At 65.0% G+C, this 17409-nt stretch carries 13 protein-coding genes and 1 tRNA gene; 10 read left to right on the top strand and 4 right to left on the bottom strand.

The window, feature by feature from the left end:
* Positions 1–24: 24 nt before the first annotated feature.
* The 3 genes from ACU4IU_RS11565 to ACU4IU_RS11575 all read left to right on the top strand — a co-directional run bounded on the left by ACU4IU_RS11565 (position 25) and on the right by ACU4IU_RS11575 (position 3593).
* Entirely contained in the window at positions 25–1272 is a 1248-nt protein-coding gene (locus ACU4IU_RS11565) for an FAD-dependent oxidoreductase (RefSeq protein WP_446656798.1), read from the top strand.
* 119 nt (positions 1273–1391) lie between these two features.
* Entirely contained in the window at positions 1392–2483 is a 1092-nt protein-coding gene (locus ACU4IU_RS11570; RefSeq protein ID WP_446656799.1) for a proline racemase family protein, read from the top strand.
* 105 nt (positions 2484–2588) lie between these two features.
* Positions 2589–3593, top strand: coding sequence for an Ldh family oxidoreductase (locus tag ACU4IU_RS11575; protein ID WP_446656800.1), 1005 nt, complete (start codon positions 2589–2591; stop codon positions 3591–3593).
* 87 nt (positions 3594–3680) lie between these two features.
* Here ACU4IU_RS11575 and ACU4IU_RS11580 read toward each other — a convergent pair whose 3' ends face one another.
* Positions 3681–5378, bottom strand: coding sequence for a PucR family transcriptional regulator (locus tag ACU4IU_RS11580; RefSeq protein ID WP_446656801.1), 1698 nt, complete (start codon positions 5376–5378; stop codon positions 3681–3683).
* Between the two features lie 113 nt (positions 5379–5491).
* On the opposite strand from ACU4IU_RS11580, the gene ACU4IU_RS11585 reads away from it, so the two are divergent.
* The 5 genes from ACU4IU_RS11585 to ACU4IU_RS11605 all read left to right on the top strand — a co-directional run bounded on the left by ACU4IU_RS11585 (position 5492) and on the right by ACU4IU_RS11605 (position 11600).
* Positions 5492–6976: a CoA-acylating methylmalonate-semialdehyde dehydrogenase gene (locus tag ACU4IU_RS11585; protein WP_446656802.1), complete on the top strand. Its 1485-nt coding sequence runs from the start codon at positions 5492–5494 to the stop codon at positions 6974–6976.
* Between the two features lie 80 nt (positions 6977–7056).
* On the top strand, positions 7057–8472 hold the full coding sequence (locus ACU4IU_RS11590; protein WP_446656803.1) for an aminotransferase class III-fold pyridoxal phosphate-dependent enzyme: 1416 nt from the start codon (positions 7057–7059) through the stop codon (positions 8470–8472).
* A 344-nt stretch (positions 8473–8816) separates the two neighbouring features.
* A complete protein-coding gene (locus ACU4IU_RS11595; RefSeq protein ID WP_446656804.1) occupies positions 8817–10196 on the top strand; it encodes an anion permease in 1380 nt (459 codons plus the stop codon).
* The gene (locus ACU4IU_RS11600) at positions 10193–10426 is read left to right on the top strand and encodes a hypothetical protein (RefSeq protein WP_172171696.1); all 234 of its coding nucleotides are present in this window, start codon (positions 10193–10195) and stop codon (positions 10424–10426) included. Before ACU4IU_RS11595 ends, ACU4IU_RS11600 begins: the two co-directional genes overlap by 4 nt.
* Positions 10427–10937: 511 nt before the next feature.
* Entirely contained in the window at positions 10938–11600 is a 663-nt protein-coding gene (locus ACU4IU_RS11605) for a hypothetical protein (RefSeq protein ID WP_446656805.1), read from the top strand.
* Positions 11601–11726: 126 nt separating this feature from the next.
* On the opposite strand, the gene ACU4IU_RS11610 is transcribed toward ACU4IU_RS11605, so the two are convergent.
* Positions 11727–13559, bottom strand: a complete 1833-nt coding sequence (locus ACU4IU_RS11610) for a phosphoenolpyruvate carboxykinase (GTP) (protein ID WP_446656806.1) — start codon at positions 13557–13559, stop codon at positions 11727–11729.
* A gap of 374 nt (positions 13560–13933) precedes the next feature.
* Here ACU4IU_RS11610 and ACU4IU_RS11615 point away from each other — a divergent pair.
* A tRNA-Arg gene (locus tag ACU4IU_RS11615) sits at positions 13934–14006 on the top strand.
* 100 nt (positions 14007–14106) lie between these two features.
* Positions 14107–14832, top strand: a complete 726-nt coding sequence (locus tag ACU4IU_RS11620; RefSeq protein ID WP_446656807.1) for a hypothetical protein — start codon at positions 14107–14109, stop codon at positions 14830–14832.
* Positions 14833–14866: 34 nt separating this feature from the next.
* Here the strand turns inward: ACU4IU_RS11620 and ACU4IU_RS11625 are convergent, their stop codons facing one another.
* Both ACU4IU_RS11625 and argG read right to left on the bottom strand, forming a co-directional pair.
* Positions 14867–15673 carry a DNA alkylation repair protein gene (locus ACU4IU_RS11625; RefSeq protein WP_446656808.1) on the bottom strand — a complete coding sequence of 269 codons (807 nt, stop codon included), beginning with the start codon at positions 15671–15673 and terminating at the stop codon, positions 14867–14869.
* 258 nt (positions 15674–15931) lie between these two features.
* A complete protein-coding gene (gene argG, locus ACU4IU_RS11630; RefSeq protein ID WP_139467983.1) occupies positions 15932–17353 on the bottom strand; it encodes an argininosuccinate synthase in 1422 nt (473 codons plus the stop codon).
* Between the last annotated feature and the right edge of the window lie 56 nt (positions 17354–17409).

Consider the following 17409-nt stretch of genomic DNA (forward strand, 5'->3'; position numbering starts at 1 on the left):
CGGGGACCAATGGAGGGCAACCGATTGAAGACATTCATCATCGGAGGCGGCGTGGTCGGGCTGACCAGTGCCTACGAACTGGCGCTGAGCGGGCACGACGTCACAGTCATCGAGGCTGCCCGCTGCGGTGCGGGCGCCTCTCACGGAAATGCCGCAAAGATCGCCATCGCCGAGAGCACCCCGGTGCCTGCCCCAGGCGTGCTGCTTCAGGGGATCCGATGGATGCTCAAACCCGACAGCCCACTATCGATCAAGCCGTCCCTTGCGCCCGGCTATCTCAGATTCCTGTTGCGGATGGCCAGGCACTGCAACACACATGACTTCGAAGCCGGACTCGACCTCCACCTGCGCCTCGGCGAGGATGCGAACGATCTCTTCGATGAGTACCAGGCTCAAGGCATCGACTTCGAGATGCACGACCGCGGTGTGCTGCTGGCTTTCGAGACTCGGGAACGCTTCGACGAACACTGTGCGAGCCTGCCCGCTTTCGAGGCCGCTGGCCACCTGCCGCGGCGACTGCATGATGACGAAGTCCGCGAGGCCGAACCGGCTCTCAGCGATCGCATCCGCCACGGTCTCTCTTTCTCCGCTGACCGACAGATCGAACCCGATTCTCTGACAGCGGGCCTCCTCGCGAAACTCACCGATCTCGGCGTAGTCGTGCGAGAAAACACTCGCGTTGGACGCTTCGTTCGCTCCGGCGACGCCGTGACCGCAGTTGTCACCTCCGACGCGGAGGTCATCAAGGCCGACGCTTTTGTCATCTCCGCCGGTGTCCCGTCCGGCGTGTTGGCCAGGCAACTCGGCCAGAAGATCCCCATCTACTCGGGCAAGGGCTACAGCATCGACTACTCACCCGCTCCGATCCAGCTGCGCACATCCCTGACCCTCGAAGATGCTCGCGTCGCCGTCACTCCGCTGAACGGCATGCTCAGGCTCGCGGGCACGATGGAGTTCGGCAGCACGGACGACGACGTCAACGAGGTCCGCGTCGGTGCAATCCGCCGCGCGGCTCAGGAAGCATTCCGTGAGTGGGGCGACGGTCAGGGAGAACTGGCTCCATGGGCTGGGTCGCGCCCCATGACTCCTGACGGCCTTCCCGTCATCGGGCAACTGGACTCCGTGAAGAACGCCTACATCAACTCCGGACATTCGATGCTCGGTCTGACACTGGCACCGGGATCTGCCCGACTGCTATCCGGACTCATGACTGGTGGAAGCTCGACCCTGCCCGGTGAACTGCTCGCTCGTGTGTCCCCGAATCGGTTCTGAACGATTCACGTCAACGCCGCACGGACCCGAACGGACGAGGATGGGCTCATGAGACCACACAACAAGTCACCGGCAGCGAAGTCGTGGACTGAGGCCCGCCCGAGCAGAGACGAGGGAACGTGAAGAACAGACAGCTCATCCAGGCCGTCGATGTCCACGCGGCCGGCGAACCCGGCCGAGTGCTGATCGGCTCGGGACTGCGGGTCAAAGGTGCGACGATGGCCGAGAAGCTCCGCTACTGCGAAGAGCACCTCGAGGACTTCCGGAACCTCATCCTCCACGAACCCCGCGGCTATCCCGGCCTGTGCTCCCCGATCGTCGTGCCTGCGACGGATCCGAGCTGCGATTTCGGAATGATCGTCATGGAGCAGGGCGGGTTCAAGCCGATGTCCGGATCGAACCTCATCTGCACCGTCACGGCGCTGATCGAGACCGGGTCCGTCGATGTCAGAGAACCGGTCACCGAGCTGCGGGTCGATACCGCCGCCGGTGTCGTCACGGTCCGCGCCGAGGTGGAGGCCGGCCGCGCGAAGTCGGTGACCTTCGACAACGTCCCGGCTTTCGTCCACGGACTCGACCTGCCTCTCGAGGTGCCTGGGTACGGGACGATCCCCGTCGACATCGTCTTCGGTGGTCAGTTCTACGTACAGACCGCGGCGGACAACCTCGGCGTGGATCTTGATCCTGGCAATGCCAAGGAGATCATCAGGGCTGCCAGCGTGTTGCGGCAGGCGGCGAACGAGACCTTCGAGGTGAGGCATCCCCTCATCCCTGAAATCGATTCGATCGGTCTGCCGCTGATCCACGGACCCGCACGAACTGAGGGCACCGACGGACGCAACGCCGTCGTCCTGCCCAACGGCATAGTCGACCTCGACGATCCGAGCACGTGGACTGGGACTCTCGACCGCTCGCCGTGCGGCACCGGGACGAGTGGTCGAGTGGCGGCCAAGCACGCCCGCGGCGAACTGCGCGTTGGTCAGCGATTCGTCCACGAATCGATGATGGGCACGACCTTCACCGCCGTGGTGAAGGAAGAGACTGAGATCGGCGGAGTTCCAGCCGTCATCCCTTCGATCACCGGGCGCGGGTGGATCACAGGATTCCAGCAGCTCGTGCTCGAAGCCGATGATCCGTTTCCGGTCGGCTTTACCGTCGGCGACATCTGGAGCGGCAGAACGAGCGCGGCAGAAACCGCCGACGAGAACTGAGGAGCGGACATGAAACCGCAAGGCCGACGCCCGATCGAACGGTAGTCTTCTGATCAAGGGCAGTGGTCGAAGCCGACACGATTTGCTGGACACGAGGAGCGCACAATGACGAACGAAGCTGACCGTATATCTTTCGATGACCTTGTCTCAGCGATCGAAGCCAAGCTCACCGCCGCAGGAGCCTCCTCGGTGGTTGCGAAAGTGCTGGCGACCAACTGTGCCACCTGCGAGCGCGATGGCACTCTCAGCCACGGAGTCTTTCGCGTGGCCGGATACCTCGATTCGCTGACCCGGGGTTGGGCAGATGGGACAGCAGAAACGAGCATCGACGTCGTCGGCCCTTCCTATATCCGCATCGACGGTCACAACGGTTTCGCCCAACCCGCACTCGCCGAGGCGGGGCCGACGATCGACCAGGCGCTCGACGACGCCGGTGTCGCCGTCATCGCTCTGCGCAACACCCATCACTTCAGTGCCCTGTGGCCCGACCTCGAGGCATTTGCACGCGACGGTCGGGTGGCGATGGGGATGATTGCCAGCGGCAAGCTCGCCGTTGTCCCCGAGGGGGCCACTCGTCCGGTCTTCAGTACCAATCCGTTCGGTTTCGCCACACCCGTGGCTGACGCGGACCCGATCGTCTTCGACTTCTCCACGTCGTCGATGTCCCACGGGGACCTGCAGCTGCTGCGGGCAGAGGGCCAGGACGTTCCGGTCGGGACCGGGGTCGACTCGACCGGCGCGGACACCACGGATCCGAACGCCATCCTCGACGGCGGCGGAATCCGCCCCATCGGCGGGCACAAGGGTGCGCTGCTGTCGTTCATGATCGAAACGCTCGCGGCAGGGCTGACCGGCGGTGCCTTCACCTATGAGGTCGACGCGGAGGCCCCCGAGGGCGCCCACACCTTCCGGACCGGTCAGCTCTTCATCGTCATCGACCCCGAACGCGGCGGCAACGACGCCTATCTGAGCCGCGTCCGCGAATTCGTCGACATGCTCCGCGACGCAGGCATGGATCGTCAGCCCGGTGATCGTCGCTACGCCAATCGCGCCGAGGCGGCCGAACGCGGAATCCCCGTCACCGACACGATTCGCGCTATATTCGACTGAACTTCTGTCGACCGGCCGAAGCCTGCTCTGTCCTGGGCAGCACACGACCCCGCTGGCGGGATTCGCCGACTCCGTCGAGTACGGTCCTCAGCCGTACATCCGCCACCACAGCAGCGCTACGTGCAGTGCCGTGCGTGACTCCGCATCGTCGAGTGAGACGCCGAGGCGGTCCTGCAGACGATTGATCCGTGTGTAGAGCGCGGGTCGGGACAGGTGCCCGGCCCGCGCCATCGCGGACTTGTTGCCGCCATGGGAGAGGTAGAGCTCGAGGAAGTCGAGCAGTCCGTCGTCTGCGGAGTCCGCGGTCGACGGCAGAACGCCGTTCCGACGCCTGTCTTCGCCGAGCAGCGGCCCCAGCTCTCCCTCGGCGAAGGCACGCAGCCGGGAGTCCTCGGCCAGCAGAGACAGCAGCCCGCGGATGCGCACGTCCGAGGAGCGGTAGAACGCACGCTCACGCACATCGAGCGTCGACGCGACCTCGGCGACGTGAGAAGCGGGTTCGAGACCGGCGACAGCGCGAAGCAGAGAAGTGCTTCCGCGGCCGACCCCGACCACCCAACTCGCAGCAAGCCCCTCGAGCTCGGCGAGAAGGCGGTTGAGGCGGTCGTCGGCCTCCGCAGTACCGCGCGGACTCGGCTGTGATCGTCGGTTTCTCCCGCGACCGGGCCCCAGAACGAACCCGAACACGCCTGACTGCAGGCTCGTCATGAGCAGACACAGATTGAGGCGCGAGGCGGCAGAGGTGATCTCCTGCGTCAGGCCGCGCTCCTGCAGCTGCACCCGAGTCGGATCGGTGTCGGCCTCACGATCAATGCGGACGACCACTGGGGTGAGCTCGGCCCCTTCCGCAGGAGTGAATCCCAGAGAGCGGGCGCGCTCCCTTGCCGAACGCTCGTCGATGCCCTCTGAGTCCGTGATCTCTCGGATCAGGCCGCTTTGGGCCTGCAGCAGCAGATCCTGCTCATCGCGATCGGCCATTCGAGTCAGCGTCAGGGCTTCACCGGCGCGCTCGATGACCTGCTCGAGATCGGCGACGGACTCGGCGGCGCCGGGTACGACGAGCCGGCCCCATCGGCGAGAACGCAGCCCCACCGGCGTCTGCCGCCACTGCGCCGGCGCGTGGCCGCCGGGTGTCGTGCTCGCACCGCTGACGAGGTCGACCCACTTCTGCACGAGAGCCTGCGAGCCACGGCCGGAATGCGCGAGAACTCGATGGGACACATCCTCGAGGACCACCGCCGTGCCCAACAGCTCTGCAGTGCGGTCGACGATCGTCTGCGCTTCGGCCCGATCGAGGCTCAGCTGCGTGTACGTCTCGTGGATCTCCCGGGCATGTTCGAGCCGCGAGATCTGCTGTGCGAGAAGGCTGCGGTGTGCGAGCTCGGTGATCCTGACGAACTTCACCCGTCGCGGCAGGACGATGACAGGCAGGTCCCTCGCCGAGGCGGCCGCGGCCGCGATCTCGCGCGCTTCCTCATCGTGGGTCGAGTTCTCATCGACGAGTTCGATGATCGTCCCAGCGGCACCTGCGCGCTCGAGCTGGTCGAGGAACTCCGTCATCGCCGCAGGCGAGTGGCGGAAGGCCGTGGCGGTGGTCAACACGAGCTCACCACCCTCGAGGAAGCGCTCGACATGCTCGGAATCGGCGATGTGGACCCAGCGGATCGCCCGGTCGAGGCCTGCCTCGCCGGCAAGTACCGCAGGCTCTGCAGCCCTGATCTCCTCGAACTCGAGCAGACCGGCGATGCTCAACGATGCCCCGCTCGACTCCCGTGCAGTGTCCATTGACACAGTGTAAAGCCGAGGGCGAAGATTCTGACATTCTGACACTTCCGAGATCGGCAAAGCGGACAGAGGATGGACTCAACCGACGTACCGACGACGCAGAAGGACCCTTCATGGCAACGCTCTCCCACTGGATCAACGGACGGACCGTCACCGCGGACACCGACACCCGCCTCGGCGATATCACGAACCCGGCCACCGGAGTCGTCAGCGGCCAGGTGGCCCTGGGGTCGAAGGCCACCGTGGAATCGGCGATCGCCGCAGCATCCGCCGCGTTCCCCGCCTGGCGCGACACGTCCCTGGCCAAGCGGACCGCTGTCCTCTTCAACTTCCGCGAACTGCTCAACGCTCGGAAGCAGGAACTGGCCGAGATCATCACCGCCGAACACGGCAAGGTCGTCTCCGACGCTCTCGGCGAGGTCGCCCGCGGCCAGGAAGTCGTCGAATTCGCGTGCGGCATCGCGGGCCACCTGCGCGGCGGTCATACGGAGAACGCCTCGACGAACATCGACGTCCACTCCCTGCGCCAGCCGATCGGCGTTTCCGCGATCATCTCTCCCTTCAACTTCCCGGCCATGGTCCCGATGTGGTTCTTCCCCGTGGCCATCGCCACCGGAAACACCGTCGTGCTCAAGCCCTCGGAGAAGGATCCGTCGGCCGCGAACTGGCTCGCCGAGCTGTGGAAGGAAGCCGGGCTGCCCGATGGCGTGTTCAACGTCGTCCACGGTGACAAGGAAGCCGTCGACACGATCCTCGAGAGCCCCGAGGTCGCCTCGGTGTCCTTCGTCGGGTCGACCCCGATCGCACAATACGTCTACGAGAACGGCACCGCCACCGGCAAGCGCGTCCAGGCGCTCGGAGGAGCGAAGAACCATATGCTCGTCCTGCCCGATGCGGACCTCGACCTTGCCGCCGACGCAGCCGTCAACGCCGGCTACGGCGCCGCAGGTGAGCGCTGCATGGCGATCTCCGTGGTCGTCGCTGTCGACTCCATCGCCGATGATCTGGTCGCGAAGATCGCCGAGCGCACCCGCACCCTGCGCGTGGGTGACGGGGCGACCGAGCCCGATATGGGACCGCTGGTCACCGCCGCCCACCGCGACAAGGTTGCCGGCTACATCGATGCCGGCGCCGAGGCGGGGGCAACGGTCGTCCTCGACGGCCGCGAGAACACCCCGGCCGAGGGATTCTTCCTCAACCCGACCCTCTTCGATGACGTCACCCCCGACATGTCGATCTACACCGATGAGATCTTCGGACCCGTCCTCGCCGTCGTCCGCGTCCCCGGCTACGACGAAGGCATCGACCTCATCAACTCCAACCCCTACGGCAACGGCACCGCGATCTTCACCAACGACGGCGGTGCTGCCCGCCGATACGAGAACGAGGTCGAGGTCGGTATGGTCGGCATCAACGTGCCCATCCCCGTGCCCGTCGGCTACTACTCCTTCGGCGGATGGAAGAACTCGCTGTTCGGCGACACCCACGCCTACGGCGACGAAGGCGTCCACTTCTTCACCCGCGGCAAGGTCGTCACCTCACGCTGGCTCGATCCCAGCCACGGCGGACTCAACCTCGGATTCCCCACCAACGACTGAACAGACCACCACGAACGTCCGCCCCGACCCGGGGCGGACGTTCACACAACGACGAACCACCTCGGCGAAGGAGCCCTGACATGACCACCACCGCGGATTCCCCGCTCACCAAATCGCACCTCGACGCTGATCGCTCGGGCGCTGTTCGGATCGATGCGCAGCAGATCGAGGCCGGGCGACGTGCCCACGAACTCGACCGGGCGCACGTCTTCCACTCCTGGCAGGCGCAGGGGCCGTTCCAGCCGATGACGATCGTCGACGCCGAAGGTCCCTACGTCTGGGACGGAGAAGGTCGGAAGCTGCTCGACATGTCATCGCAGCTGGTGAACACCAATATCGGCCATCAGCACCCGGGGGTGGTCGCGGCGATCCAGACGCAGGCCGGCAAGCTGTGCACCATCGCGCCGCAGCACGTCAACGACGCCCGCTCCGAGGCGGCCCGACTCATCACCGAACGCACCCCGGGCGACCTCGACCACGTGTTCTTCACCAACGGGGGAGCCGATGCGAACGAGCACGCGATCCGGATGGCCCGACTGCACACCGGTCGGACGAAGGTGCTCTCGGCCTACCGCAGCTACCACGGCGGCACGCAGCTGGCCGTCAACGTCACCGGCGACCCGCGCAGGTTCGCCAACGACTACTCCGCTGAGGGCATCGTCCACTTCATGCCCGCCTACCCGTACCGGTCGTACTTCAACTCGTCGTCCGAGGCCGAGGAGACGCAGCGGGCGCTGGCCCACCTCGAGGACATGATCACCCTCGAAGGTCCGAACAACATCGCCGCCCTCATCCTCGAGACCGTGCCGGGCACCGCGGGGATCTACGCCCCACCGGCCGGTTACCTCGAAGGCGTGCGGGAACTGACGGCGAAGTACGGGATCGTCTTCATTGCCGACGAGGTGATGGCCGGGTTCGGCCGCACCGGTCGCTGGTTCGCCCTCGACCACTGGGACGTCACCCCGGACCTCATCACCTTCGCCAAAGGCGTGAACTCCGGATACGTCCCGCTCGGCGGAGTCGCGATCTCGGATGCGATCTTCGAGACCTTCCGCGATCGGGCCTACCCGGGCGGACTGACCTACTCGGGACATCCGCTCGCCTGCGCGGCAGCGGTCGCGACGATCACCGCGATGGAGGACGAGGGAATGATCGCCAATGCGGACCGCCTCGGCGATGACATCATCGGCCCGGCTCTGCGGGAGATGGCGCAGCGTCACCCCTCGGTCGGTGATGTCCGGGGTCTCGGCTGCTTCTGGGCCGTCGAGCTCGTGAAGGACCGGACGACGAAGGAGCCGCTGGCGGCCTACGGCGGCAGCTCACCGGAGATGAACGAGGTCATCGCAGCGCTCAAAGCCGACGGCGTGCTGCCGTTCGCGAACTTCAACCGCATCCACGTCGTGCCGCCGCTGAACACCCCGGACGAGGACGTCAGGTTCGGACTCGCCGCCCTCGACCGGGCACTCGACGTCGCGGATCGGTACGTCACGGAGTAGATTCGTCCCTCGAGAAGGAGGGGTCGCCTCGGTGATGTCCAGCCACGATTTCCGCGGGTGGGCCGGCCACGATTTCCGCGGATGACTGCGCGAGGCGGGGAGCCGCCTCGGCGAGGGACTGCTGGATTCGGGTCCCGTTCGGAATGTGAGTGCTATTGCACTCTCAGCCGGGCGGGGCCCGTTTGCGCACGTCAAAAGTGAACAAAAGGTGAATGAGGTGGAGTAGGGTCGAATTGCGGGTGAAGAGCGGTTGAATCTGTGGGTAGACTTCTGCGGGATAGTGATGGCTGGCCGTCAGCTGCATCATCCACGGTCCGAATAGTGTCTACACCCAAGGTCGATTAGTGGAAATCATCTTCGTCGTCGTGCTCGTCATCGCACTGGCACTGTTCTTCGACTTCACCAATGGCTTTCACGATACGGCCAATGCCATGGCCACACCGATCGCGACCGGGGCCATCAAACCGAAGACGGCAGTCACGCTTGCCGCGATCCTCAACCTCGTCGGTGCCTTCCTCTCCACCGAGGTGGCCAAGACCATCTCGGGCGGCATCATCAAGGAAGGCGGCGGGGGAGTCCAGATCACTCCCGACTTCATCCTCGCCGGCCTCATCGGAGCCATCATCTGGAACATGGCGACGTGGCGCTTCGGCCTACCATCATCCTCGTCCCACGCACTCTTCGGCGGCCTCATCGGTGCGGCCATCGTCGGTGCCGGACTCAACTCCGTCGACTACGGAGTGTTCCTGTCGAAGGTCGTCATCCCGGCTCTGGCCGCCCCGCTCATCGCAGGGTTCAGCGCCTATCTGTGCACGAAGATCGCCTACGCGATCACTCGCCGCAACGAGGAGGGCAAGACCGCTCGCCGTGCACCGTTCAAGTACGGGCAGATCTTCTCGTCCTCGCTGGTGGCGCTCGCCCACGGAACGAACGATGCGCAGAAGACGATGGGCGTCATCACCCTCGTGCTCGTCTCCGCCAACCTGCAGGAGCACGGCACCGGCCCGCATATCTGGGTGATCACCGCATGTGCTCTGGCCATCGCGCTGGGCACCTATGTCGGCGGATGGCGCATCATCGACACACTCGGCACGAAGCTGACGACGGTCAAGCCCGCTCAGGGACTGTCGGCCGAGACGTCGACGGCGGCCGCCATCCTCGCCTCTTCCCACCTCGGCTTCGCGCTGTCGACGACGCAGGTCGCCTCCGGTTCCGTGCTCGGTTCGGGACTGGGCCGCAAGGGCGCCGATGTCCAGTGGTCGACGGCCGGACGGATCGCCTCCGGTTGGCTGCTGACGATTCCGGCCGCCGCGATCGTCGGCGGGATCGCAGCCGGCATCGCTCACTTGGGAACGGTCGGCGTCGTCGTCGACACGGTCATCGCCGTGGTCGTGGTGCTGTGGATCTACCTCAGTTCCCGCCGGGTCGAGGAGACGGATATCTCGAACTTCGACACCGTCGGCGAAGCCGTCAACATCCGCGGTCGCAAGCGCAAGCTGCGTAAGGACCGCAACCGCAAACGTGCTCAGGAGAAGAGAGAAGCTCGATACGAGGCCTGGGCGGAGAAGCAGGCGGCGAAAGAGAAGCGCCGTGCCCACCGCGACGCGAAGAAGAACGGGGCGGTTCCCGCCGAGGCTGCGAAGACGAGTTCATCGTCGACCGGATCTGCTTCCGGAGCCGATGCGGGCCGGGCAGATGCGAGCGATAAGGGAGACGCGAAATGATCGAGTGGAGTTCGTTCGCCATAGTTGCGGCCGCGACATGGGTCTCGGCCATCATCGTCATCACGCTGTTCTCCGTCGGAGTGCGGATGCGCGCCGCGCACCTCGACCGTGTCGAGGAGGGCCGCAGCAGCTCGGCTCTGCCGGTCGGCTACTGGGCGGTCTTCGGCATCTGCGGGGCAGTCGTGCTGCTCGGTGTCTACCTCATCGTCCCGGCCCTCCATGGCGCCTGACACTTCAGGGGCCGACCGTCTGACGCTTCGGGAGTAATTCGCCTGGGCTCTCTGGGGTGCTCGCCACGGCGCCTGACGCCTCCGTGCTGCAGGCCACGTGTCGTTTCTGAAGTGCTCGCCTGAGCTCTCTGGGTGATCCCCGCGTGACGGCTCAGGCAGCGATCGCTTGCCGTCGGCAAGCTGCTTTTGGACGACCATCACTCACCGGTAGCGTCGCGTACACCCTCTAGCGCACCATCCCTCGCCCTTAGTGGCTGTGCCTACAGTTGCAATGGTGCAACGTGCCGCTGCGACGGTGTTTTGCTCCCACCGGTGCCTAGCGACAGCAGCGGTGAGGGATGCTCCGGACTATGTGCATGAAGCATCCCTGCGTCACGAGAGGAAGTGCCACTGCCGGGTAGTTATGCCGCTGACGGTGCGGGATACCCGAGCGTTGGAATCGGGGCGGCTCAGTGAAAGCAGCTGCGGGTGGCTTTCCTGAGACCCTGGCGCCTCGGCTTAGACTCGATCTGTGAGAACTCCACCGCACAATCCTCGGCAATCCGCCGATCTGCAGAAGGAAATCGCCAAAGCCGATCGCCGGCGCATCGACCAATGGCATGCAGTAATGCGGCGCGATGGACGCGTCGTACTGCGAACAAACCTAGTCAAGACTTTCGCCCTCGCACTCGTCAGCTGGCTGTTCGTCGGAGCGATCATCCTCACGTTCACCGTCACCCCCGCTTCGGCCTGGAACCCGATGTCCCCTGGCTTCGGCGGGTGGCCGGTCTTCTTCCTCCTTGCGGTCTTCGCCATCGGTTTGGCGCTGTTCGGCGTCGGAGCGCTGTTGTGGACTTTTGTCTTTCCCGTTGTGCGACCACAGTTCGTCGTGTCGAGATGGGGTGTGGAGTCCTCATGGTGGAAGCCTGGCGGGCGGGTCAGGCAGTTCGCAACGCCGTGGTCAGGCATCGTCGACATCGGGGGAGAGTTCCAGTGGAGGAAAGGGATGCTCCAGGACGCACTGGTCGTAACGATCACGGCCCGCGGTGTGACCGCTCATCGGAACGCGCTGATCGGCAACGTCAGGTTGCCGGAGTTGGTCACATATCGCGTATCAAGGGAACTCAAAGCGAAACCGCGTGATGTGTTGGTATTTCTCCGTGAGGTTCACGTGGCGCATACGGCGCATCGCTGAACTCGGACCGGAACACGACAATCCCCCAACCACCTCGGCGGCGGTTGGGGGATTGTCGATGAACGGACGGCTCAGACTGTCAGCGATGAAACCAAACGGCTCAGACTAGTCACTCAGCCAAACGACTCAGGCGAGGCCGAGGCGCTGGCGGAGGTTGTCGACCTCGGCGCGGAGTTCGGCCGGAACCGAATCGCCGAGCTCGGCGTACCATTCCTCGATGAGCCCGAGTTCGGTCTCCCACTCTTCGGGCTTGATGGCGAGAGCCTTGCGCAGCTGCTCGTCGGTGAAGTCGAGGCCTTCGGTGTCCAGGCCGCCTTCGACCGGGGTGAGGCCGAGCGGGGATTCCTGAGCATCGGCGGTGCCGGTGACGCGTTCGAAGACCCACTTGAGAACGCGCGAGTTCTCGGAGAATCCGGGCCACAGGAACGAGTTGTCGTCGTCGCGGCGGAACCAGTTGACGTAGAAGATCTTCGGCAGCTGAGCGCCCTCGGTGTTGCCGATGTTGATCCAGTGCTGCAGGTAGTCACCGACGTTGTAGCCGATGAAGGGACGCATCGCCATGGGATCGCGGCGGACGACGCCGACGGCACCGGTGGCAGCCGCGGTGGTCTCCGAGGAGAGCACCGAGCCCATGAACACTCCGTGGGTCCAGTCCTTGGTCTCGGTCACGAGCGGCATCGTGGTCTTGCGACGGCCGCCGAAGAGGATGGCCGAGATCGGCACACCGTTCGGGTTGGTCCACTCGGGAGCCAGGGTCGGCACGTTCGCGATCGGGGTGCAGAAGCGCGAGTTCGGGTGAGCGGCGGGGGTGTCGGACTCGGGCGTCCAGTCGTTGCCCCTCCAGTCGGTGAGGTGAGCAGGTGCCTCGTCGGTCTTGCCTTCCCACCACACGTCACCGTCGTCGGTCAGTGCGACGTTGGTGAAGATGTTGCCGCCGGCCTCGATGGCGCGCATCGCGGTCGGGTTCGTGGTGAAACCGGTGCCCGGGGCGACTCCGAAGAGTCCGAATTCGGGGTTGACGGCGTAGAGCTGGCCGTCTTCGCCGAAGCGCATCCATGCGATGTCGTCACCGAGGGTCTCGGCCTTCCAGCCGGGGATGGTCGGTTCGATCATGGCGAGGTTCGTCTTGCCGCAGGCCGAGGGGAACGCTGCGGCGACGTACTTGACGACGCCTTCGGGGTTCGTCAGCTTGAGGATGAGCATGTGCTCGGCCAGCCAGCCTTCGTCGCGGGCGATCGCGGAGGCGATGCGCAGCGCGTAGCACTTCTTGCCCAGCAGAGCGTTGCCGCCGTAGCCGGAGCCGAAGGACCAGATGGCGCGGTCCTCGGGGAAGTGGGTGATGTACTTGGTGGTGTTGCACGGCCAGGCGACGTCTTCCTGTCCCTCTTCCAGCGGAGCGCCGACGGAGTGGACGCACTCGACGAACTTCGCGTCCTGGGCGTCGATCGCATCGAGGGCGTACTTGCCCGAGCGAGCCATGACGAGCATGGAGAGGACGACGTAGGCCGAATCGGTGACCTCGATGCCGAACATCGGCTGGTGCGCCTCGGCGTGGCCCATGACGAAGGGGATGACGTACATGGTGCGGCCGCGCATCGAACCCTCGAACAGACCGTTGAGCGTTTCCTTCATCTCCGCGGGAGCGACCCAGTTGTTGAGTGGACCGGCATCCTTCTCGTCTTCGGAGCAGATGTAGGTCCGGCCCTCGACGCGGGCGACGTCCTCGGGGTCGGAGGCCGCGTAGTAGGAGTCCTTGGTGCCGTTGACACGCTGGATGGTGCCGGCTTCGACGAGCTTCTCAGCGATCTCGTTCTTCTGTGCTTCGGAACCATCGATCCAGACGATGTCGTCCGGGGTGGTCAGGGCGGCGATCCGGCTGACGAACGAGAGCACAGACTTGTTCTCGGTCGGTGCGTTCTTCAGCTGGTCAGCGACGACATCATGGTCGAGGACAGTCATGAGTGGTCTCCTGGTCAATCGGGTGTGGGGTTTCGTCTCCGGCGGCTGGCGTCCGTCGAGCGGTTGGTACATATCCACCGTAGGATGGGAGCGGAAGCGAAAAACGCGCGTTTCGGTCACTCGAAGATGTGCATTGGATCACAGCCAGAGGGTCATTGACGTAAAAGCAACAATCGGATGACGTGTCGTTTCAAGTGATTGACGGTTTGTTTCGGCGATGATCGACGGCTGAAATCTGCGATTTCATCCCCTCTCGCCGAGGTGGCTCTGACCGTGAGTGCGAATGTGGCGAAGCGCACGTGGGTGCGATTTGAGCTTCAGTGAAACTGGTGTGTATAGTTGTTCGAGTTGCAGGGCGTGAGTCCGAGCGACATGCGCCACTAGCTCAACGGATAGAGCATCTGACTACGGATCAGAAGGTTGGGGGTTCGAATCCCTCGTGGCGCACAGAAGGAGAGTCCCTCACCTGGCAGGATTGCTGGTGAGGGACTTTTTCGTGTGCCTGGAGTCAGGCTGATCCGGGCGTCGATCCGAAGGTTGGGTTCTGTTGGGTGCTGAGCTGAGGAAAGCCCGCCGTCACCGGGAGGAGTTCGGTGAGGTTATCGAGGTGTTCGCCGACCGCCCAGGACTGAAGACGGTGACGGGGTTCGTCCTCGGGTGGGTGATCTTCACAGCTCTGACATTGATCAACCCGGGGGAGACGCCGCTGCTGGCGGTTGCTCCGGGCATCATCTTCGCGGTGATGTTCGGCCTGATCCTTCTCTATCTCTCGGGTGAGCGGCTCATCGTCTGCGAGCGCGGGATCATTGTCGGCTCCGTAGCTCCGGGGATTCGTCCCTACGCCATTCCCTATGGGCAGATCACGCCCGGCAGCGTTGCCGGGGTCGCCGGCGCGAACAGATATCTCAAAGAGGTCGGACTCCAGGGACAGATCGCGCAGTCGACCCTGCGAGCGTCCTGGTGGACGAAGAACGGTGTCCACTTCGTCGCCTGCTCGGCCGAGGATGCCAGGCGCGGACGCAGACGTTTCACGCTGGCCCTCGACCCGATTCCTCGGTCGATCGACGGCCGGTGGATCTGGTTTGCAGGGACCGGTCGGCAGTTCGCGAGGTCGGCGGTCGAGGCGATCGCTCGGGCCGCCTCGGCGGCGGGGTATCCGCAGCTGGCCAAGGCCGCGCTCGATCGCGGAGTCGTCGAGTTGACCGGCAACCCCGAGGACGCAGCACGCCAACTGCCCGGCCACCCTCCGGTCGGCAGGGGCGGGATCAGATAGTGGGGACTAGGGTCGCTCGCGGCCGAGCCTTGTATCACCTGGCGGCAAGCACACCTTCTCGCTGTTCAGTCGACAGGCGTTTGACGGCCTCTCGGATCGTCACTCCCGAGGCCCGGTTGGCGCGTGGGAGGATCCAGTCGAAGACGAGGTCGGGGCGTTTGCGCGAGGTGTCGCGCAGAACCCAGCCGATGGCCTTGCGGATGAAGAATTCCTTTTCCTCGAGCATCGCATCGGCGAATCGGGAGAACCTGTCGAAGTCGCCGCGGCCGTGCCGCAGCGGGACCAGGTGCGCCAGCAGGGCCGAGCGGCGAATCCAGAAATCCCCATCGCTCGCCCAGCGCTCAAGAACGGGGTCGAAGGCAGTATCCCGTTCGCTCAACGGCCCTACGAGGTCCCCGGCCAGAGGGTCGACGAGCGCCCAGGTCTTCGCCTCGCGGAGCAGGCCCTCGATGAAATCCGCATCCCCGCCGCCGAGGCGGTCCTTCGACTGGATGAGCACCATCGCCGCCGCGGTGCGCCGTTCGTGGACTGGTGTGAGGTGGCTTGTCGCCCCTTCACCTGTGTCTGTCGGCCCGGCGCTCGCGGCCGAGGTATTTGGCGGAGTCGGCGCGGCCCAGAGGATTCGGGCAAGTTCGATGACCTCATCGTGGTTGAGCTTCGTCGTGCGCAGGGCGGCGCGAACGACGGCACGAGTGTCGGGCACACTCGCCCCGTAATGGAGGAGTTCGCTCTTGAGGTAGGCCTTTTCCTTCTGGGCCCGTTCGTTGCCGCCACGGGCGCGCAGATCTCGGTCGACCGCCTCGGCGAGGGTGTGGGCCTTGTTCCGGGAATCGGAATTCATGGAGTGAATCTTTCCATGGCCCCGCCACCAGTGGGTACAGGCGCTGCAGATCGCAGTGAATGCGAAGCGGCCGACAGGCGGACTCCGTCGATAGTGATGATCGAGGAGTGCGCCTGCCGGCCGTTCTCTGTTCTCAACCGGAGGCCGCGAGTCTCATGCTGCGCAGTGTCTCCGGAAGTTCGGGGGACCTCCGGTTCGGACGAGGCTCAGCCCGACCGGGACCTGTGCCGGGTCAGAACCTCAGTCCGACGCGGGACCTCAGTCCGTGCCGGCGTCGAAGGCCGAGGAGAGGTTGGCGAGGTCGCTTGCCTCGTCCACCTCGGCGTTGGAGTTCGCGATCTCCTCGGCGCCGCCGGCCTCCAGCGAGCCCACGAGCTCCGAGGTCGGACCGGACACGATGCCCATGGCCGCGTACTGCTCGAGGCGGGCACGCGAATCGGCGATGTCGAGATTGCGCATGGTCATCTGGCCGATGCGGTCCTCGGGGCCGAAGGCGGAGTCGCCCACACGCTCCATCGACAGCTTCTCCGGGTGGTAGGACAGGTTCGGGCCCTCGGTGTTGACGATCGTGTAGTCGTCGCCGCGGCGCAGGCGCAGGGTGACCTCGCCGGTGATCGCCGAGGCGACCCACCGCTGCATGGACTCGCGCAGCATGAGCGACTGCGGGTCGAGCCAGCGTCCCTCGTACATCCGGCGGCCGAGGCGGCGGCCCTCTTCGTGGTAGAGGGCGATGGTGTCCTCGTTGTGGATTGCGTTGAGCAGGCGTTCGTAGGTCACGTGCAGCAGTGCCATGCCCGGGGCCTCGTAGATGCCGCGGGACTTCGCCTCGATGATGCGATTCTCGATCTGGTCGGAGACGCCGAGTCCGTGGCGGCCGCCGATCTCGTTGGCCTTGAAGACCAGGGCAACGGGATCGTCGAAGACTTCGCCGTTGATGGCGACTGGGCGGCCGGCTTCGAAGCGGACCGAGACCTCTTCCGACTTGACCTCGACGTCATCGCGCCAGGCGGCGACGCCCATGATCGGTTCGACGATGTCGAGTCCGGCGTCGAGGAACTCCAGGGTCTTCGCCTCGTGGGTGGCGCCCCAGATGTTCGCATCCGTGGAGTAGGCCTTCTCGGCCGAGTCGCGGTAGGGGTAGCCGTGTTCGACGAGCCATTCGCTCATCTCCTGTCGGCCGCCGAGCTCGTCGACGAACTCCGAGTCGAGCCAGGGCTTGTAGATGCGCAGCTTCGGGTTGGCCATGAGGCCGTACCGGTAGAACCGCTCGATGTCGTTGCCCTTGTAGGTCGAGCCGTCGCCCCAGATGTCGACGCCGTCCTCCTTCATGGCGCGGACCAGCATGGTCCCGGTGACAGCGCGGCCGAGGGGAGTGGTGTTGAAGTAGGTCTTGCCTCCGGAGCGGACGTTGAACGCACCGCACTGGAGGGCGACGAAGCCTTCTTCGACGAGCAGGCGCTTGGCGTCGACGAAGCGAGCGATCTCGGCACCGTATTCCTTGGCGCGATCGGTCACCGACTCCAGGTCGGGCTCGTCGTACTGGCCGATATCGGCCGTGTATGTGCACGGGATGGCGCCCTTGTGGCGCATCCACGCGACCGCGCAGGAGGTGTCCAGACCGCCGGAGAAGGCGATTCCAACGTGCTCACCGACTGGGAGCGAAGACAGTACTTTCGACATGTCACCAGCGTAACGTGAGTCTCCGTCGATTGTCGAATTGTTATGCATTGGAATGT

The sequence above is a fragment of the Brevibacterium sp. CSND-B09 genome (assembly GCF_052906525.1).